22 protein-coding genes are annotated in these 18,632 nt (G+C 66.1%); 11 read left to right on the top strand and 11 right to left on the bottom strand.

The genetic code is table 11. The features are described 5' to 3' along the window. Positions 1 to 16 precede the first annotated feature (16 nt). From MUN23_RS03650 to MUN23_RS03680, 7 genes are all read left to right on the top strand, one after another. Complete coding sequence (locus MUN23_RS03650; RefSeq protein ID WP_248762158.1) at positions 17 to 2,701, top strand: PEP/pyruvate-binding domain-containing protein; 2,685 nt, start codon at positions 17 to 19, stop codon at positions 2,699 to 2,701. Positions 2,702 to 2,722: 21 nt separating this feature from the next. Then, positions 2,723 to 3,322 (top strand): dihydrofolate reductase family protein, encoded by a 600-nt coding sequence (locus tag MUN23_RS03655; protein ID WP_248762159.1) that lies wholly within the window; start codon positions 2,723 to 2,725, stop codon positions 3,320 to 3,322. 94 nt (positions 3,323 to 3,416) lie between these two features. Next, the gene (locus MUN23_RS03660) at positions 3,417 to 3,770 is read left to right on the top strand and encodes a helix-turn-helix transcriptional regulator (protein WP_248762161.1); all 354 of its coding nucleotides are present in this window, start codon (positions 3,417 to 3,419) and stop codon (positions 3,768 to 3,770) included. 31 nt (positions 3,771 to 3,801) lie between these two features. After that, entirely contained in the window at positions 3,802 to 4,782 is a 981-nt protein-coding gene (locus tag MUN23_RS03665; protein WP_248762162.1) for a TIGR03086 family metal-binding protein, read from the top strand. A gap of 43 nt (positions 4,783 to 4,825) precedes the next feature. Next, positions 4,826 to 5,161: a hypothetical protein gene (locus tag MUN23_RS03670; RefSeq protein WP_248762163.1), complete on the top strand. Its 336-nt coding sequence runs from the start codon at positions 4,826 to 4,828 to the stop codon at positions 5,159 to 5,161. Between the two features lie 263 nt (positions 5,162 to 5,424). Continuing rightward, on the top strand, positions 5,425 to 5,751 hold the full coding sequence (locus MUN23_RS03675; RefSeq protein WP_248762164.1) for a helix-turn-helix transcriptional regulator: 327 nt from the start codon (positions 5,425 to 5,427) through the stop codon (positions 5,749 to 5,751). After that, positions 5,748 to 6,509, top strand: coding sequence for a cation diffusion facilitator family transporter (locus tag MUN23_RS03680; RefSeq protein WP_248762165.1), 762 nt, complete (start codon positions 5,748 to 5,750; stop codon positions 6,507 to 6,509). The genes MUN23_RS03675 and MUN23_RS03680 overlap by 4 nt, the downstream gene beginning before the upstream one ends. Before the next feature lie 28 nt (positions 6,510 to 6,537). Here the strand turns inward: MUN23_RS03680 and MUN23_RS03685 are convergent, their stop codons facing one another. Beyond that, positions 6,538 to 7,431 carry a hypothetical protein gene (locus MUN23_RS03685; RefSeq protein WP_248762166.1) on the bottom strand — a complete coding sequence of 298 codons (894 nt, stop codon included), beginning with the start codon at positions 7,429 to 7,431 and terminating at the stop codon, positions 6,538 to 6,540. A 172-nt stretch (positions 7,432 to 7,603) separates the two neighbouring features. On the opposite strand from MUN23_RS03685, the gene MUN23_RS03690 reads away from it, so the two are divergent. Further along, on the top strand, positions 7,604 to 7,987 hold the full coding sequence (locus tag MUN23_RS03690; protein ID WP_248762167.1) for a hypothetical protein: 384 nt from the start codon (positions 7,604 to 7,606) through the stop codon (positions 7,985 to 7,987). Here MUN23_RS03690 and MUN23_RS23585 read toward each other — a convergent pair. After that, positions 7,926 to 8,219 carry a hypothetical protein gene (locus MUN23_RS23585; RefSeq protein WP_371875971.1) on the bottom strand — a complete coding sequence of 98 codons (294 nt, stop codon included), beginning with the start codon at positions 8,217 to 8,219 and terminating at the stop codon, positions 7,926 to 7,928. The genes MUN23_RS03690 and MUN23_RS23585 overlap by 62 nt on opposite strands. On the opposite strand from MUN23_RS23585, the gene MUN23_RS03695 reads away from it, so the two are divergent. Continuing rightward, a complete protein-coding gene (locus MUN23_RS03695; protein WP_371875972.1) occupies positions 8,175 to 8,420 on the top strand; it encodes a dihydrofolate reductase family protein in 246 nt (81 codons plus the stop codon). The two genes, MUN23_RS23585 and MUN23_RS03695, sit on opposite strands and share 45 nt — an antisense overlap. Positions 8,421 to 8,483: 63 nt before the next feature. On the opposite strand, the gene MUN23_RS03700 is transcribed toward MUN23_RS03695, so the two are convergent. After that, a complete protein-coding gene (locus MUN23_RS03700) occupies positions 8,484 to 9,674 on the bottom strand; it encodes an MFS transporter (RefSeq protein ID WP_248762168.1) in 1,191 nt (396 codons plus the stop codon). Positions 9,675 to 9,748: 74 nt separating this feature from the next. Between MUN23_RS03700 and MUN23_RS03705 the strand changes: the two genes are divergently transcribed. Both MUN23_RS03705 and MUN23_RS03710 read left to right on the top strand, forming a co-directional pair. Further along, the gene (locus MUN23_RS03705; RefSeq protein ID WP_248762170.1) at positions 9,749 to 10,138 is read left to right on the top strand and encodes a MerR family transcriptional regulator; all 390 of its coding nucleotides are present in this window, start codon (positions 9,749 to 9,751) and stop codon (positions 10,136 to 10,138) included. A 109-nt stretch (positions 10,139 to 10,247) separates the two neighbouring features. Then, positions 10,248 to 11,138: a potassium channel family protein gene (locus MUN23_RS03710; protein ID WP_248762172.1), complete on the top strand. Its 891-nt coding sequence runs from the start codon at positions 10,248 to 10,250 to the stop codon at positions 11,136 to 11,138. Positions 11,139 to 11,331: 193 nt separating this feature from the next. Here MUN23_RS03710 and MUN23_RS03715 read toward each other — a convergent pair whose 3' ends face one another. The 8 genes from MUN23_RS03715 to MUN23_RS03750 all read right to left on the bottom strand — a co-directional run bounded on the left by MUN23_RS03715 (position 11,332) and on the right by MUN23_RS03750 (position 18,624). Then, positions 11,332 to 11,598 carry an iron chelate uptake ABC transporter family permease subunit gene (locus tag MUN23_RS03715; protein ID WP_256468688.1) on the bottom strand — a complete coding sequence of 89 codons (267 nt, stop codon included), beginning with the start codon at positions 11,596 to 11,598 and terminating at the stop codon, positions 11,332 to 11,334. 57 nt (positions 11,599 to 11,655) lie between these two features. Then, the gene (locus MUN23_RS03720; RefSeq protein ID WP_248762174.1) at positions 11,656 to 12,981 is read right to left on the bottom strand and encodes a hypothetical protein; all 1,326 of its coding nucleotides are present in this window, start codon (positions 12,979 to 12,981) and stop codon (positions 11,656 to 11,658) included. Between the two features lie 99 nt (positions 12,982 to 13,080). Further along, complete coding sequence (locus tag MUN23_RS03725; protein ID WP_058929857.1) at positions 13,081 to 13,848, bottom strand: amino acid ABC transporter ATP-binding protein; 768 nt, start codon at positions 13,846 to 13,848, stop codon at positions 13,081 to 13,083. After that, the gene (locus MUN23_RS03730) at positions 13,845 to 14,828 is read right to left on the bottom strand and encodes an amino acid ABC transporter permease (protein ID WP_371875973.1); all 984 of its coding nucleotides are present in this window, start codon (positions 14,826 to 14,828) and stop codon (positions 13,845 to 13,847) included. Before MUN23_RS03730 ends, MUN23_RS03725 begins: the two co-directional genes overlap by 4 nt. 6 nt (positions 14,829 to 14,834) lie before the next feature. Next, positions 14,835 to 15,737: an ABC transporter substrate-binding protein gene (locus MUN23_RS03735; RefSeq protein ID WP_248762175.1), complete on the bottom strand. Its 903-nt coding sequence runs from the start codon at positions 15,735 to 15,737 to the stop codon at positions 14,835 to 14,837. A gap of 281 nt (positions 15,738 to 16,018) precedes the next feature. Continuing rightward, the gene (locus tag MUN23_RS03740; RefSeq protein ID WP_248762176.1) at positions 16,019 to 16,966 is read right to left on the bottom strand and encodes a 2-hydroxyacid dehydrogenase; all 948 of its coding nucleotides are present in this window, start codon (positions 16,964 to 16,966) and stop codon (positions 16,019 to 16,021) included. A gap of 45 nt (positions 16,967 to 17,011) precedes the next feature. Further along, positions 17,012 to 17,347: a cupin domain-containing protein gene (locus tag MUN23_RS03745; RefSeq protein WP_248762177.1), complete on the bottom strand. Its 336-nt coding sequence runs from the start codon at positions 17,345 to 17,347 to the stop codon at positions 17,012 to 17,014. 86 nt (positions 17,348 to 17,433) lie between these two features. Next, positions 17,434 to 18,624: a serine hydrolase gene (locus MUN23_RS03750; protein ID WP_248762178.1), complete on the bottom strand. Its 1,191-nt coding sequence runs from the start codon at positions 18,622 to 18,624 to the stop codon at positions 17,434 to 17,436. Positions 18,625 to 18,632: the final 8 nt, after the last annotated feature.

Genomic DNA, 18,632 nt, shown 5'->3' on the forward strand with positions numbered 1-18,632 from the left:
GTAAGGACGCGCGGTCATGACCTACGCCAACAGTTTGGCCGATGTGGGAGCAGCCGACATCGCCATGGCCGGCGGCAAGGCCGTGGGACTGGGCGGCCTCATCCGGGCCGGGCTGCCGGTCCCCCCGGGGTTCGTGCTCAACACCGCCGCCTATTCGCACTTTGTGGAGGCCAACCACCTCGAGACCCGCATACAGGAACTGGCCACCCTGTCGCCGCAGTCCTCGCCCCAGGACTATGCGGACGCCTCGGAGCGGATCCGAACCCTATTCACGGCCGGCACTTTGCCGGCCGACATCGCAGCGGAACTCGGCGCCGCCTACGGGCGTCTCAGTGACGCGCGTCTCGACAACGGCGGGGAAACAGCCGTTGCGGTGCGCTCCTCCGCCACGGCCGAGGACCTCGCCGACGCCAGCTTCGCCGGGCAACAGGAAACCTACCTGAATGTCCGCGGGGCCGAGGCGCTGGCCGCGGCCGTGATCGATTGCTGGGCTTCCCTGTGGACGGCGCGTGCCATGGCCTACCGGGCCCGCGCAGGCATCGGACCGGACTCGGTGCGCCTCGCCGTGGTGGTCCAGCGGATGGTCGAGGCCGAGGCCGCCGGGGTGATGTTCACCGCCAATCCGGCCAACGGGCGCCGCGACCAGACAGTGATCAGTGCCGCATGGGGCCTGGGCGAGTCCGTGGTCAGCGGGACGGTCACCACGGATGACGTCGTTGTCGACGCCGGGACGGGCGCCGTGCTGTCGCGACGCACCGCTGACAAGGCCGTCATGACTGTCTACGCCGAGCACGGCACTCGGGAGCAGCCGGTGGCGGCAGCCCGCCGTCGTGCGCCCGTACTTGACGATAGGCCCGCCGCCGAACTGGCCCGCTACGGAACGCGGAGTGCGGATCATTTCGGGGCACCGCAGGACATCGAGTGGGCGCGGGCCGGGGGCGAGTTTTTCATCCTGCAATCCCGGCCCATCACCGCGCTCCCCGAACCGGCGGCCGACACCCCGGATACCTGGCCCGTGCCCTATCCGAAGGGTCTCTACTTCCGCGCGAGCATCGTGGAACAGCTGCCCGACCCGCTCTCGCCGCTGTTTGCCGACCTCATTGACGGCTCGGTGTCCAGGTCGCTGCGAGCCTTGATGAACGAGGCCGTGGGCACGAATGTCATCCGCGAGGACGACGTGGGACTGCCCACCATCAACGGCTACGCGTATTACTACTACCGCACCTCGGGGATGTGGCGGGTGATGGGCAAGGCGCTGACGGCGGTACGCGCACTGGCCCGCGGCCAGGCGCACATGGGAGTGGCCGGCTGGCGCGAATTTTCGCATCCCCGCTACGAACGGGTGATCAAAGACTGGTCCGCCAAGCCCGTTGCGGAGCTCTCCGGTGCGGAACTGCTGGACGGTGTTCGGGCGCTGCTGGACGCCGGCACCGTGTACTACACCGCCGTGCAGTCAGTCATTCCGCTCGCCGCCACCAGCGAAATCTCCTTCAGTGCGTATTACGACAAGTTCGTCCGGCGCGAGGGGGATCCCCCCGCCCTGACGTTCATCCTCGGCTACGACAGCGAACCCATCCGCGCGGAGAAGTCGCTGTACGATCTCGCAGCCTGGGCCCGCGGCGTCCCCGGGCTCGCCGCGGCGATCCTCCATGAACCGACGACGGCGTTGGCCGAGTCCCAGCGCACGGGGTTCCCCCCTGCCGGGTTCAGTGAGCCGTTGTGGCAGTTGTGGCGTCTTCGTTTCCAGGACCACCTCGGCCGGTTCGGCCATGCGGTCTACAACCTGGACTTCGCCAGCCCGGTGCCGGCCGACGATCCGTCAGCGTTGCTGGGCGCGGTGAAGTTCTACCTGCGGGGGCAGGGCACTGACCCGCACGAGCGGCAGCGGCTGTCGTCCGACCGCAGGGAGATCGCCACCAGCCGGATCTTCACCCGGCTCGGGCCGCGCCGCCGGGCCGCGTTCCTCCGTTTGCTCCGGTGGGCACAGAACACCGCGCCGATCCGCGAGGATGCGCTGGCCGACGTCGGCCTCGCGTGGCCGCTGCTGCGGCGGATGCTGCTGGAACTAGGACGGCGGCTGGTGGACTCCGCTGTCATCGCCGAGCCCGCCGACGTGTTCTGGCTGCGGCACCAGGAGCTGCGCAGCGCCGTCGAGTTCGGCCTGGCCGCGCCGGGCGCACCGGCGGCCGTGGCCATAACCGGAGCGGACCGGCCCGTCCGCGCCGCCGCCGTCGAGGAGCGCAAGATGCTGTGGCGCGGCCAGGTGAAGGCCGCTGCCCCGCAACTGCTCCCGGAGAGCCGGTGGATGGAAAAGGCCTTCGGGTCCATGATGCCCGCGGGCTCGCAGCACCAACGCGGCGACATCATCAAGGGCACGGGCGCGAGCTCGGGCCGGGTCACCGCCCCGGCCCGCGTCCTGCGGGGGCCCCAGGATTTCGCCCTGATGGAACCCGGAGAGGTCCTCGTCGCCCGCATCACCACTCCCGCCTGGACCTCGCTGTTCGCGATGGCCTCCGCCGTGGTGACCGATGTGGGCGGCCCGTTGAGCCACAGCTCCATCGTGGCCCGGGAGTACGGCATCCCGGCCGTGCTCGGCACCGGCGTTGCCACCCAGCGGCTCACCAGCGGCCTACAGATCCGCGTGGATGGCGACGCCGGCACCGTCACCATCGAGCAGCCGAGCCCTACTCAAGGGCCATGACCCGGTGGCATGATGGGGCGCATGAGCCGAGTCACGTGCGACCTGACCATCTCCCTCGACGGCTTCGTCGCCGGCCCGAACCAAAGCCCTGCGGAGCCGCTGGGCGAGAACGGCGAACTCCTGCACCGGTGGATGTTCGAGGAACCCGATGCCAACGCGGCCGCGATCGACGGCATCCTCGCTTCCGGCGCCTACATCATGGGACGGAACATGTTCGCGGGGCCGGGCCCCGGGGCGTGGGATGCGGACTGGCGGGGCTGGTGGGGTGAAGAGCCGCCGTATCACGCACCCGTATTCGTGCTCACCCATCATGCACGCAAGCCCTTGGAGATGCAGGGCGGCACCACGTTCAACTTCGTGACCGACGGCATCGAAGCGGCATTGGCCCAGGCGCGGGAGGCTGCCGGCAGCAAGGATGTGGCCGTTGCCGGCGGAGCGAAAACCGTCCAGCAATTCCTCTCGGCGGGACTGATCGACGAGCTGCGGCTCCACATATCTCCCATGCTCCTGGGTGCGGGCGAACGGCTGCTCGACGGCGTCGCGAACGTCACGCTTGAGCCGACGGAAGTCAGCGGTACCGGCCTCGTCACCCACGTGCGCTACCGGGTGGTCCGCAGCTAAGTACTCTTCACGGCAGCGCGGCCGCAGTAGCGGTAACTAACTATCGCAACCAGCGAAGTAAAACGTCTTGCCGAGCTACTTGCCGAATGCGTTAGTGACTACTAACGTATTAGGTGTGTTGGATGCCTTGGAGGTCGCTGCGGAGCCGAACCGGCGTCGGCTTTTGCACCTCCTGGCTGGCCAGGAACAGTCGGTGGGAGAGCTGGCCGCCCACTTCACGGTCAGCCGTTCCGCCGTCTCCCAGCATCTGCTGTTGCTGGAGCAGGCAGGCTTGGTGGCTGCCCGCAAGGAAGGGCGGAACCGGTACTACAGGCTCGATCCCGAGGGCATGGGCCGGCTCCGTGCGCTGGTCGAGCAGTTCTGGACGGACGAACTGGATCTGCTGGCGGCGGACGCCGCCGAGCTGGCCGGGAACCTCAACCGGCCGGACTCTGCACCACCCCAATAGGTATTTCGCTTCAAGACAAAGGACCGCTCAGATGAGCTTCGATAAAACCATCCACCTTCCCGTCGACGCTGACGAGGCCTTCGCCCTGATCACGCAGCCGGAACGCCTGCGCCGCTGGAAGACTGTGGCCGCCCGGGTGGACCTTCGGGTCGGCGGCGAGTACCGCTGGACCATCGTCCCGGGCCACCACGCCGCGGGGACGTTCCAGGAGATCGAGCCGGGCAAGCGCATCGTGTTCACCTGGGGCTGGGAGTCCGCCACGGACCTGCCGCCTGGTGCGTCCACGGTCACCATTACTCTGGAGCCCGTCGACGGCGGCACGTCGTTGCGTCTGGTGCATGAGGGCCTCACGCCCGAGCAGTCCGCAGCACACGCCGAAGGCTGGAACCACTTCCTGGGACGTCTGGTCGCCGAGGCGTCGTCGGATGCCGGTGCGGGCCCGGACGAATGGTCGGCCGCTCCGGACCCCATCGACCACCTCATCTCCGCCGACGCGTCGCTTGCAGTCCTCCTGGGTGTCCTGCGCAAGCTCACCCCGGAAGACCGTGAGAAGCCGACGCCGTGTGAGGACTTCACTGCCCACGAACTCCTTGAGCACCTGGCCGGGTCGCTGAAGAACATCGGAACTGCCCTCGGTGCCGACGTTACGGACCGCGCCGATGCGGCCCCCGAGGTCCGCATCGCCGAACTTGCCCAGCCCACGCTGGAAGCGTTCGCCCGCCGCGGCGTTGACGGCACCATCGACATGGGTTTCGCCGAACTCCCCGCCACCATGGTGGCCAGCATCCTGAACCTGGAGCTGCTGGTCCACGCGTGGGACTTCGCGAAGGCAAGCGGCCAGAACCTGGCAGTGTCCGACGTCGTCACGGACTATGTAGAGGGCCTGGCCGTGGTGACCATCTCCGAGCAGGTCCGCTCCGGCGGCAGCTTCGCGCCCGCCCAGCCTGTGGCGGAGACCGCCGGCAGCCTCGAGCGACTCATTGCGTTCACCGGCCGGACTGTCACCGCCTGATCCCCGCAACAACAAAACAACAATCACGAAAGAAGGAACGAAAATGTCCAAGTTTCTCTTCATCTACCACTCCCCGATGACACCCGCCGAGGCCGCGCCGCCGGCACCGGAAGACATGGAAGCCGCCATGGGGGAATGGAACGCCTGGGGTGCCAAAGTGGGCGACGGGCTGATCGACTTCGGAACCCCGTTGGCCAACGGCGTCCGCGTTTCGCCCGGCGGAGCCACCGCGCCGAGCCAGCTCGAGGTCTCCGGATACAGCCTCATCGAAGCCGAGACTGCTGAGGCAGCCCTGGAACTCGCCAAGCAGCACCCGCACCTGAACATGCCGGGCAGCGAAATCGAGGTCCACGAGGCCCAGCACATCCCCGGCATGTAGGCCCAACTCCTAATAGATCAGTCCGGTGTCCGCCGCCGCTTCACGCAGCGGCGGGCACAGTGCGACGCGCAGATTGGAATTCCCAGCAACGTACGCGGACTGGAATTCGACCATCGTGTCCGTCCAGGATGACATCGCTCCGGGATCAAAAATACGGCCACTCAGCGCCGGTCCGGCGGTGGATTCGAAGACGACCCTGCCTGGTGTCGGAACCGGCTCAGTACACAATTGCGTGAATACATCCTTGGATGTACTTTATTCGTATGGAAACGCTCGCTCATGCACCGGTACTGGCACGGTTCGGTTACGCAGTCTCGGACCCAACGCGGGCCCGGATTCTGCTGGCCCTTGCTGACGCGCCGGCCTACCCGTCCGATCTTGCCGACACTTTGGAAGTTTCGCGGCAGAGCATGTCCAACCACCTGACGTGCCTGCGCGGCTGCGGTCTGGTGGTCGCTGTCCCTGACGGGCGGCGAAGCCGGTACGAGCTTGTGGATGCCCGGTTGGGCCACGCGGTCAGGGATCTGATCGGAGTGGTCCTCGCCGTGGATCCGGCCTGCTGCGCGCCGGACGGAACGTGCCTGGCATGACGGCGCTACTGAACCCGCTGGCGCCGGAGCGCCGTGCGGTCCTGACTCGGCGGATCCGGCTGTTCGCCGCGGCGACGATCACGTACAACCTCATTGAAGCGGTCGTAGCCCTCTGGGCCGGCGGTGTCGCGGATTCCTCGGCGTTGATCGGGTTCGGGCTGGATTCAGTCATCGAGGTGGCCTCCGCCCTGGCGTTGTCCTGGCAGTTCTCCGCCAACGACCCGGAACGCCGGGAGCACCTGACCCTGCGGATCATCGCGGTGTCCTTCTTCGCCCTCGCCGCGTTCGTCGCCGTTGATGCCGTCCGGGCCCTCACGGGCGGCGGGGAAGCACAGCACTCAACGCCGGGGATCGTTATCGCTGCCCTGAGCCTCGCCATCATGCCCGTCTTGTCCTGGCTCCAGCGCCGCGCGGGGCGCGAGCTGGGCTCCCGGACCGCGGTGGCCGACTCAAAGCAGACGCTTCTGTGCACGTACCTCTCAGCGGTCCTGCTGGTGGGGCTGGTCCTGAACAGCACTTTGGGCTGGTGGTGGGCCGACGCCGGGGCCGCGCTGGTCATCGCCGCCATCGCCGTCCGGGAAGGCATCAATGCCTGGCGCGGAGACGTGTGTTGCGTCGTCAGTCATGCCGGCCAGGGCGTGGACGCGGCAAGCGACCCCGACGAATGCTGCGGCATCAGTGCCGTCGACACGTGCTGCCCAGAAGGAGATGGCTCCCCTATTGGTATGTCAAGTCAGGCCGATAGGTCTTGCGCCTAAAGTCCGATTCCGAGTTTCGCCAGCGTAGCTAGAGGATGCTGGCGAGTTCCTCCGGGACGAACAGGTGGACGCTTTCACCGTCGTGACCGGAAATGGGCTGCACGGTAGTGCAATCCCACCAGTACAGCGGCGGGCTGAGCGCGGACGGATGCTGGGACTGAATGATTCCCGTGACCTTGATCATCGCCGAAATGTCCGTGATGCTCGTGGCCTCGGTGACCAAATGAAGGCAAAGGATGTTGGTGGCCGGGATGCTCAGCAACGCCCCGAGCGGTCCGGCCTTGTAGCCGAGCAGTTCAACCAGCCTGTCCGGGTAGGCCAGCCATGATGCCTGGTAGACCGATTCTGTTTCAAAGATCAGGAAGGATCCTTCGTCGAGGCTCATGTCTGCTGGCTGGCCTGGCCCCTGGGCGATCAGATTCTGCAGCGCAGCGTCCCACACGATATCTGCCCCGCCGGCAGCTTCGATCTGGGGTGCGCCCAAGTAGGTGACGGACTCCGGGGAGTCCAGCGCCACTAGGAGGGAGACCATGGCCACGTCTCGGGCGTAGGCGTAACGGGCGGGATCATTCTGTTGTGAACGGGCCAGAGTTTCAGTGGAGATGATTTTGGGGTAGACCCGGCCCAGCAGTTCCTCTGCTGTTACGTCGGAACCGCCAGCGTCACCGCTGATGACTGCGCTGAAGTGCTGCTCGACCATGCCCTTCCAATCCCGTTCGGGAAGCGCCGCGGCCTTCCGTGCCACGGCAAAAAGTCCGTACTTGCGGTCTTCTGTCACGGAAAGGTGATCCCCTTCCGCTGCCCCGGAGACACCCAGCCGGCCTAGCACGGCGATCGACAGCTCGCGCAGCTTGTCAGCCTGTTTGACACTCAGCTCGGGCAGGTATGGATCGGTGGTGGTTTTCCTGGAGAACAGTCCCATGCAAGCGTCTCGTTTCACGATGAGGTGTGGGTGGTTCGTCTTCAACGCTGTCAGCGCGGAGTCCGGTTGAGCAACGTTGGGCAAATCATGCAGGGCGAAACCACCACATGGTAACCCACGCCCTGCGGACCTGGAGATAGGGTGGAGCCATTCCACGACGAAAGGTAAATCGATGGGGGACACTGTTTTGTCGCTCGGTCTGCATCCGAGCGCTGTCGACCTCAGCCGCTACCCGGAGATCACCCAGGAGATGCTGTCGACCCGGATCGCGGCGGGCGAGGCGGCCATGCGCGAGGCGGGGTTCGACATCGTGCCGTGCCAGGTTTCAGCCGACCCCGATGAGGCCGAAAAGATGGTCCGCGAATGCCTCGCCGTCCGACCGGTCCAGGTGGCGATGATCGGCGCGGGTGTGCGAATGGCCGGGGAGCATACCCTGCTGTTCGAGCACCTCGTCAACCTGCTAAACGAGCTAGTCCCCGGCATCGTGTCCTGCTTCAACACCTCGCCGGAGACCACCATCGACGCACTGCGCCGAAGGGCGCGCCCCGGCAACTGAGACGACGAAAACCCCGGCGAGGGGATCGCAACGGCAAGTGCCGGCCGTCGTACGTTTCCCTCCGGCAGTTTGCGACCGTCGCCCACAGCCCTCCAGGCAGCCAGTCGCCGGCCGGAAGGTAGGTTGCCCAGGACCGCGACCCCTCCCGGGTTACCGGGGGAACCAGTAGGTCGTCGCCGAGCAACCATTGCAGGGTCTGGTTCCAGACCTCCTGGCCTTCGGCCGCCCGCACGTGGCCATCGCCGGCGGAGCGAAGACCGCCCAGCAATACCTATCGGCGGGGCTGATCGATGAGCTGCGGCTCCACACCGCGCCCCTGATTCTGGGCGCGGGCGAACGGCTGCTCGACGGCGTCGCGAACCTCACGCTCGAGCCGACGGAAGTGAGCGGCACCAGCCTCGTCACCCGCGTGCGCTATCGGGAAACCCGCTGAAAGCTTGCACTTGCCCGGGAGCACCGGTGCGGCGCTCCCGGGATTGAAACGACAAATATGGCGCTATGCGGGGAAGGCGTGCTTGCGTGCGGTGACCACCATGATGAGTGCTGCGATCAGGAGTGCGAAGGTTGCCCACCCCAGCGAAGAGGCTCCCAAACCGCCGAGCAGGAGCCCGCCGATGATCCCTCCGCCAGCGATGCCGATGTTCCAGCCGGTCACCATAACCGACTGGACCAAGTCCACGGCGGGTCCCGCCGCGTCGGCGGCCGCGGTCTGCAGCAGGCTCGCCGCTCCGCCGAACGCGAGGCCCCACAGCCCTGCGCTGATGAAGACGGCCACCGGCAGCGCCGCCAGGACTCCGAGGGCGAGCACAGCCAGGGCGAACAGAGCGGAGCTGGCGATCAGGAGGACCCGCAAGTGCCTGTCGATGAGGATGCCGGTGATCCAGATACTGATAAGAGATGCGACGCCAAAGACGAGCAGCACGGCACTGACGCTGTCGCTCATTCCCACAGGTGCCAGAAAGGATGCGATGTAGGTGTAGAGGACGTTGTGTGCCATCACGTACAGGAGTGTCACGATGATGACGGGCACGACGCCGGGTACTGAGAAGACGCGGCCAACGGGAGTCCGTTCGCCTTTGGACTGGCCGGCGAAGTCCGGCACGGCGACGAGTACCCAGACGATCAACGCGACGGCGGCCAGGGCCATGACGCCGAACGTGAACCGCCACCCGATGAGGCCGGCGAGAAGGGTTCCGGCAGGTGTGCCGATGGCGAGGGCTACCGGGGTCCCGGCCAAGGCGATGGTGATAGCCCGTCCATAGTGCTCAGGCGTGACCATGCGCCGTGCATATGCGGCCAGGATTCCCCACAACACCCCGGCGAAAACGCCGGCGATGAACCGGATTACCAACGTCAGGACGAAATTGTCCGAGATGGCCGTGGCGATGCTGGTCAGGGCGTATCCGGTGATGGCCAGAAGCAGCAGTTTCCGGCGTTGCCACCCCATGGTTGCGCTGATGAGCGGAATGGCGCCTGCAATGGATCCGATTGCGAAGACGGTGACGGTTTGGCCGACCGCCGATTCGGAGACCCCGAGGTCACTGCTCATGGCCGGAAGGATTCCAGCTGGCAGCGTCTCAAGCATGATGGTGATGAATCCGGCTGCTGCGAGGGCCAGCAGACCCGCCAGCGGAAGGCTGCCGGAGCGTTTGGTTCGGCCCGGGGCGTAGGGTTGAGTTTGTGTCATAACCTTACTGTGAATGGTTGACACTAGTGTGAAGGTCAAATTCCATTCTGGATCTGCGGAAGCAAGGGGTATACATGCGCATCGGAGAGCTCGCGAAGGTGACGGACACCCCTGCGCGGTCTTTGCGCTATTACGAAGAACAGGAACTGCTCATTCCGAGGCGCCTGTCCAACGGCTACCGCGAATACGATGAGTACCTGATCAACCGGGTGAACCAGATCCGCGGACTGATCGACAGCGGGCTCCCCACCAAAATCATCAAACAGATCCTGCCTTGCGTCGACAAAACACCGACGATCCACCCGGGCGACGCCACCCCCGAACTGCTGGCCGTCCTACAAGGACAGCGTGACCGGATGAGTCAACGAATCGACTGCCTCACCCGCAACCGCGACGCCATCAACAACTACATCGCCGTCGTCAGCGATACCGTCACGAAGTCAAGCGCTTCCAGCGCTGCGTAGCCACATCCGGCGTGCCGCCGCCATACTCCCCTGCGAGTCTCCGGTGAGCGGCCAACCGAAGGACGCCTGAGCGTCCCCGTTCGGAGCAGTGCCGCCCCTAAGATGAGGCATGGACTTCGAGGACGCGCTCTGGACGGTATTGGGTGCCGGGCTGATTCTGCTGATGCTCGTCGACGTCTTTCACACACTCCTCTATCCGCACGGTTCCGGTCCTGTGGGCCGGACAATCATGCGGGGATTCTGGCTGCTGTCGAAAAGGCTCCGGGGCCGGGGCTCCACCATCGCAGCACCCTTGGCCATGGCCGCTGTCATAGGCGCCTGGGCCGGCTTGGCGGCCATCGGCTGGGCGCTGCTGTACCTCCCTCATCTGCCGGAAGGCTTTGTTTACGGAGTGGACGTTCCCCAGCGGGGCGACTTTGCCGAAGCGCTCTACATCTCCCTTGTCACTCTTTCCACTGTGGGGTTCGGTGAAATCGTGCCGGGGCATCCGATGCTCAGGCTGGTGGTCGCCCTGCAGGCTGTCACCGGATTCGGGTTGCTGACCGCAACGGTCTCCTGGATCCTGCAGACCTACCCGGCCCTCAGCCGCCGCCGGGCCCTTGCCCACGAGCTGAACCTGTTCAGGGAGGCGGCAGGTTCGGCGGGCGTATCTTCGCTGGATCCCGGGCACGCGGCCGGGCTGCTGGAATCCATGGCCGGAAACGTGGCTTCCGTGAGCATAGACCTGCTTTCGTTCCATGAAACCTATTACTTCCACGAAGTGGAGCAGCGGGGTTCCCTGCCGGCCACGGTTGCCTACGCCCACCATCTGGCGTCCGAGGCCCAACGCAGCGAAAGCCCTGAACTCCAGTTCGCCGGGCGGATGCTGCACGCGGCGCTGGACGACCTCGCGGAGGTCCTTCGCGGCAAATTCGGCCATTCAGGAACAACGTCTTCCGCGGTGTTCGACAGCTACGAGCTGCACCACAGACACCGGCGGCCAGAGGAACCGGACAGATAGCCGGGAGTGGTTCGCGGAGACTTGCTGGGAGGTGAGTCGGGAAGTCTGGTCGTCATGAACCAGAATGGCCTTACCCCTCCGCGTCCGTCCGTCCGCGGACGCCGGAGTTACTCCCAGGTTCTTCGTATCGGAGAGATTCTGCGGAGTGAAACGGTCGGCGTTCCTCGCCTCCCGCGCGTATCCAGTCACCAGCTCAGCGGCACCGCCGGGATTCGTGCAGGAGGAGCCACACCAGGTTGGCCCCGCCCATCACCACGGTCACCACGCCCACCGGAACGGTGAAGGGCACCACGTGCTGGGAGACGAGGTCCGCGGCCAGCAGGAGCGCCCCGCCCACCACACCGGTGGTGCCCAGCGGCATGCTGGCGGTGCGGGCCAGCCGCCGGGTGATCTGGGGAGCCGCAAGGGCGATGAAGGCGATGAGGCCGGCCACTGCGGTCACCGCACTGACCAGCGCCAAGGTGTCCGGACCGGCGTCATCCAGGCCGGCGTCATGCAGGCCGACCTCAACCGGACGCTAGTTGAAGGTCCAGGCAGGCGTCTCGGTACTGCCCCGTCGTCGTCGCCGCAGCACTACGATCAGGGCACCGGCACCGCCCAGCAACAGCGCCGCCGCCCCGGCGGCAATGGCCGGAAGTCCGGGCCCGGAGGCTCCGCCAGTGGTACCGCCGGCTGAAGAACCTCCGCCGGACCGCGGGGACTCCGCGCGGGACTCCCCGCCGTCGGACATTCCGGCACCGGGCGCGGGCGCACCCGCGCCGGAAGCGGCAATCACCGTCAGGGACCTGCCGCCCCTGTTGACCACCACTACTGAGCCGTCGGCCCGGACAGCCATGCGGCCGGGGTCCTCACCGGTGGGAATTGTTTCCGCCGCGGCCGAGGCGCCCGGAGGGATGACCGAGACGGTGTTGTCAACACTATTGGTCACGTAGACCGTGCCGTCCGGACCGGCCACCACCTCCTGCGGCGCCTCTCCTACCGGGATCCGGCGAGCCACCGTGGTGCCGCCTGGTTCGATGACCGCCACGTCATTCCTGAGGATGTTTGCCACATAGACGGTTCCGTCCGGCGCAGCAGCAATCCCGTGCGGGTGGTCCTTCGCGCCCACGGTGATGGTGTGGGAGGGGCTCGGCGAACCGGCAGGCACCACGGTGACAGTGCCCTCGTACTCGTTGGTGGCGTACGCCGTTCCGTCCTTCGCCAGGGCCACCTCCACCGGGTAAGGCCCCGCCAGGATGGAGCGCTCCGTCCACACACCGCCGGGCGGCACCACCGACACGGTCCCTTCAGCCGGGTTGGTCGCGTAGAGCGATCCGTCCGGTCCCGCCGTCAGCCAGTGAGCGCCCGGGCTCACCGCGATCGCAAAGCCCGCTTCGGCCGCCCCGGGGGCCACCACGCCGATTTGTGCCTGCCCGGACTCGGTCGACTGGCGCACATACAGGGTCCCGTCCGGCGTCACCGCCAGCGACGAGGGAAAACCTCCCACCTTGATAGTGCGGGAGGCGCGTGTTTCGCCGGGCTGGAAGACGCTGATGCCGCCCGCCCAGTGGTAATCGCTGACGTACAGGGTGCCGTCCGGCGCGGCCGCCACGCCCAAAGGCTGGATGCCGGCGTCGATCACGGTTGAGTCGGTGACGGTCGGGGCAGTCACCGCCGGGCCAGTCGCCGTCGCGTCTTCAGCGGACGCCGGAACAGCGACGACGGCGGGGCCCAGCAGGAGCCCGGCCGCGGCCAGCAACGCCACCCCTGCGCGCAGAAAAGTTTTCGCGTTCCCGCCCGGTTCGCCCGGATCTCGCGGATCTCGCGGATCGCCGGCGGCGCGGTGCATCAGAAAGTTCTTCACAGGTTCCCCCAAAACCTTGGCTGCCCTGCGGCAGTGTTCCGATCCTACCTGCCGGCGTAAGCCCCGCGGGGTCTTCCGGCTGCCGTCGCGGCCCGGCGCCTACAGCACCTTTGAGAGGAACGCCTTGGTCCGGTCCTGCTGGGGATTGCCCAGCAGCTCGCGGGGCGGGCCCGACTCAACCACCACGCCGCCGTCCATAAAGGCGATGGAGTCCGCCACTTCGCGGGCGAAGCCCATCTCGTGGGTCACCACGATCATGGTCATGCCGCTCGTGGCCAGTTCCTTCATAACGTCCAGCACCTCGCCCACCAGCTCCGGGTCCAGGGCACTGGTCGGTTCATCGAAGAGCATCAGCTTCGGATCCATGGCCAGCGCCCGGGCGATGGCCACTCGCTGCTGCTGCCCGCCGGACAGGTGCGCCGGGTAGTGATCCGCCTTGTCCCCCAGCCCGACGCGCTCCATCAGCTCCCTCGCGCGCAGGGTGGCTTTGGCCTTCGGAATGCGCTTGACCCGCATCGGCGCCTGGATGATGTTTTCCAGCGCCGTCATGTGCGGAAAGAGATTAAACCGCTGGAACACCATGCCGATGTCGCGGCGCTGGAGCGCTGCCTCCTTGGGCTTGAGCTCATGAAGCTTGTCGCCCTTTTGCCGGTAACCCACCAGCTGCCCCTCCACGAAGAGGCGGCCGGCGTCGATCTTTTCAAGGTGGTTGATACAGCGGAGGAACGTGGACTTGCCGGAGCCGCTGGGCCCCACGATGCACAGCACTTCGCCGGCCTGGACTTCCAGGCTGATGCTGCGGAGCACGTTGTTGGAACCGAAGCTCTTGGAGATCCGGTCCGCGGTCACCATCGGAGTAGCGCTCATCCCCTGCCTCCCAAATCATTGCCCAGTGGCGCAGCAGTCGCTGCCGCCGCCCCAGGATCACTTTCCGACGCCGGTCCCGCCTGCCGCCGTCCGGTACCGCGGGAGAAACGCTTCTCGATGAAGTGCTGCCCCACCATCAGGACGGACGTGAACAGGAGGTACCAGATCGACGCCACGATGAGCAGAGGAACCGGTGTGAACGTCACGGCGGAGATGCCGCGGGACACCCCGTAGAGGTCGATGCTGAGCGGAATGGCCGCCACCAGCGAGGTGGTCTTGAGCATGGAGATCACCTCATTGCCCGTGGGCGGAATGATGATCTTCATGGCCTGCGGAACCACCACGTAACGCATGGTCTGGCCCCACGACATGGCGAGCGCCGTCGACGCCTCCTCCTGGCCCTCATCCACGGACAGCAGCCCCGCGCGGACAATCTCGGACATGTAGGCGGCCTCATTCAGCGCCAGTCCGATCACCGCGGTGACGTAGAGGTTGGCGAACACGTCGTTGGGAATGGTGATCCACGGCGTCATGAACGGTATCCCGATGGTGAACACGGGGTAGATAAGCGCCACGATGCCCCAGAACACCAGCTGGACGTAGACCGGGGTCCCGCGGAAGATCCACAGGTACAGCCAGGCGATGCTCTTGACCACCGGGTTCGGCGAGAGCCGCATGATGGCCAGGAGCAGCCCCAGGACGATGGCGCCGGCCATGGCGTAGATGGTGAGCGTCAGGGTCACCCAGGCCGCCTGGCTGATCCGGCGGTCGAAGAGGTACTTGCCCACCTCCGCCCAGCCGTAGTCCGGCCGCTGCGAGGCATCCACGATGAACAGCGCCAGGAGGAACACGAGGACGACGGCGATCGAGATCCGCCAGGGGTGGCGCAGGGGAACCGCCACAATGGCGTCCCCCTGCGCTTCAGTTCCGCCGGTTGCGGGGTTGGGCCGCGCCACGGCGGCATGTTTGGGAAGAGTCACGGCTGGTTACTTGGCCGACGACGCCACGTTGAGCGCCGCCGTCTTCACGCCGCCGCTTTCCACGCCCCACTTGGACAGGATCCTGTTGTAGGTGCCGTCGTCGATCAGTGCCTGCAGTGCTTTCTGCAGCACCGGGGTGAACTCGCTCCCCTTGTCCACCGGGATCCCGTAGGGCGCCACTTCAAAGGCATCCCCGGCGGTCTGCAGCTTCTCCTTCGTCTGCGAGATTGCGTACAGGGTCACCGGCGAATCGGCACTCATGGCGTCCACCTGGCCCACCACCAGTGCGTTGGTCGCCTGGTCCTGCGCGTCGTACTTGAAGATTTCAATGGCGGGTTTGCCCGCGTCCGTGCACGCCTTGGACTTGGCCGGCACCTCGTGGGTGTCCTCATACGTGGTGGCCTGGACGGCAACCTTGAGTCCGCAGGCGTTGTCCGGGTCCACGGTCTTGCCCTTCGGCGCCGCCCACTGGATGCCCGCCGAATAATAGTTCACAAAATCCACCTGCTTTTCGCGTTCCAGCGTGTCGGTGAACGACGACATGCCCATGTCGTCCTTGCCCGCCTTGACGGACGGGAGGATGTTGTCGAACGTGCCGATATCAAAGTTGACCTTCAGCCCGAGCGAGGCACCCAACGCATTGGTGAGGTCCACCGACCAGCCTGCAGGGGCGCCGTTGCCGTCCTTGAATTCGTTGGGCGGGTAATTGTTGGCCATGCCCACGTTCAGGACGCCCGCGGACTTCATTTTCTCCGGCAGCAAAACCGCAAGTTCCTCATTCTTCTGGACTGCGGTGTCCGCGGAAGAAGACGCTTTATCCGCCGCCGCCGGGGCGCTGTTGTCCACACAACCCGACAGCATAAGTGCTGTTGCGGCGGTCAGGGCAGGGATTAGATAGCGGTTGCGCATTGGATCCTTAGGTGTTTTGAAGATGAAGGTCCGGCACCGCGAAATTTGTGCGATTCCTCGGGATTGCGAAATCAGTGAGGAATTCAGTGGGGCGGCATGGCACCCGTCAATCGGACCGCATTCCGTAAGTCACGGATATCCGGGCCTCTGGCCTTCAACTCGGAGATAGTGGATGCGCCTACCAGCGTCATGCTAGGCGCAATTCGTTGGAGAAAAGGCCAAAGACACGGCTCGCCCCCGATGTCGTCTCGCGCGAACGGACACTTGAGGCCCCAGGGCAGCTACCGCCCGGCGGCCCCGCCCAGCACCACGTTCACCGGTTGCTGCCCGGCCTGCAGCAACCCGATCTGCTTCCGGATCAGCCGCGCCACCCGCGGCAGCATGGCCGAGCTCGCCCCGCCCACGTGCGGGGTGATGAGTACACCCGGCACGGTCCACAGCGGATGATCGCGCGGCAGCGGTTCCGGGTCCGTCACGTCCAGGGCGGCCCGGAGCCTGCCGGACGACGTCTCGCGCAGCAGGGCCTCGGTATCCGCCACCGGCCCGCGGGCCACGTTCACGAGGAGCGCGCCGTCGGGCATCGCCGCCAGGAAGCGGGTGTCAACCAGGTGCCGGGTCTGCTCGCACAGCGGAACGCTGACCACCACAATGTCGTGCAGCGGCAGCTGCTCATACAGGGAATCAATCCCGTGGATCCTGCCGCGCTCATCGTCGCGGCCGCGGCTGGCCAGCCGCGTCACCTCGGTCTCGAACGGCAGCAGCCGGGCCTCAATCGCTTTCCCCACTCCCCCATAACCCACCAGTAGTACCCGCCTGTCGGCCAGGCTGGGGCGCTCGCGGTGGTCCCAGGTTCCCGTCGCCGCATGCCGCACAAAGTCCGGGATTCCCCGCTGGCTGGCGATGATCATGCCCAACGCAAGTTCCGCCGTCGACGTCTCATGCACTCCGGCTGCGTTGGCGAAAAGGCACCCCGCGGGCAGAACCGCCGCGACGCCGTCGTACCCGATCAGCTGGCTCTGCACCAGACGGACGTCCACGGAGCCCAGCGCAGCCAGCGCCCCTACCCCGCCCATGTAGGGCGGCACCACAATGTCGAGGTACTCCGCCGGCGCCGGGCCGGTCAGGTCCCACAGGAAGAGTTCGACGCCGGCGGACGGCTCGAGCGCGTCCACCAGGTTCTGGCTGGGCAGACTCACCCGTAATTTCGGTGATGCGGGCAAACCGGACATGGGTGCTCCTTCTCTCGACTCACCTGCCAGTAAACCAGCCCCGCGCTACCGGTCGGTCTTGACCACCGTGAACAGCACCGCCGAGTCCTCTTCCGCTTCCAGGCTGTGCAGCCCGTCCGGCACGATCAGGAGATCCCCTGCCTTGCCCTGCCACGACTCCCCGCCAGCCCGCAGCCAGACCGATCCCTTCAGCACGTAGACCGTGGCCTCGCCCGGGTTCTGGTGCTCGCTGAGCTGCGTGCCGGCACGGAATGCCATAACAGTCTGGCGCAGTCTCTTCTCATGCCCGCCGAAGGCTGTATCGGCTGCCCGCCCGCTGGGCGCCGCAACAGCGGCAGTGATCTGCTGGCGGGCCAAAGCCTCAATCGATATCTTTTGCATGACGCAACCGTACCTACGATTGCGGGCGTTGCCGAGGGCCGTTCAGCCGCCGTTTTAGCCCATGGCTTATGCCTAAGGTCACCGCACTAGCATTTGACATCGAGTGCCGTCCGCGCGGCCCTGTACAGCGCGTCCGGTCCGAGAGGATTGTCGGGATTGTATGCCGCGGGGTCCCACGATTCCGGCGGGTACGTAATGGCAATTGCCACCTGCCGTTTGGCGTCCGCGCTGGTAACCACCGTGGTCCGGTACCCGGCCCACTCGCCGCCGTGCCCGTAGTAGTAGGAGCCACCGCAGACGTCCTTCCATCGCAGCAGGCCCATTCCGAAGAAGCCGAAAGGGGCCAGCTGCATCTGCTGGACGGTGGCCGGTTTCAGGAGCCGCCCCTCCATGAGCGAGGCGTAGAACGTGTTCAGGTCACCGACAGTCGAGACTACGCCGCCCGCGGGGTTGCCCACGATTGCACCCAAATAGGCCGAGTCCAGCCCTTCGCCGTCAACTTCTAGTTGGCCGTGGATCATGGTGGACGGAGGCGTGCCGGTGCCTGTCAGATGCGTGTCCTTCATTCCCAGTGGTTCAAACACATCGTTTCGCAGGATCTCGGCCAGAGGCCGGCCGTGAAGGCGCTCCAGCATGAGGCCGAGCACGAGGTAGTTCGAGTTTGAGTAGTCCGCGCCGCTGCCGGGCGTCCGCACCCATGGCATGGCTTTTGACAAGGCCAGGCTCTCACCAAGCGACAACTTCTGCGTCAACGCCTGGCGGATGGGCCGGGAGCTGAACAGTTCCTCCTCGTAGCTGGGGATTCCACTTTCGTGCCGCAGGAGATGTGCCACCGTGACGGCGCCCCGGGGATTCACCAGGCTGTCGAATTCGGGGAGGTGGTTCGCCACCGCATCGTCCAACTGCACGAGGCCTTCCTCCACGAGCTTGAGCACCGAAACCGCCACCATAGATTTCGTGACGCTGCCGATATGCGTGGAATCCGAGGCTTCAGCCGGTGCTGCGCTGCCCAGGCTGCGGACCCCACCGGCGTGTGACCAGACATCGCCGTTGATCCGCGCCTCGATCAGGACGGCCGGAGCCCCGAGGTCCAGCATCCGCCTGCTGAAATCCTCCAGGCCGGTCCTGTACTTCACGGCCGCCTGGGTGGTCTGCACCGGCGCGGTTGGGGATCCGGTGCAGCCGGTCAGCATCACAGCGAGGATGGCGGCCAGGACCAGCAAGCGCCGGGGCGGCGGCAGGCGTTTCACTGAACCGGGTTTGGCGGGTTCCGACATGTCAGCAC

Source organism: Pseudarthrobacter sp. SSS035, assembly GCF_023273875.1.
Classification (GTDB): Bacteria; Actinomycetota; Actinomycetes; order Actinomycetales; family Micrococcaceae; genus Arthrobacter.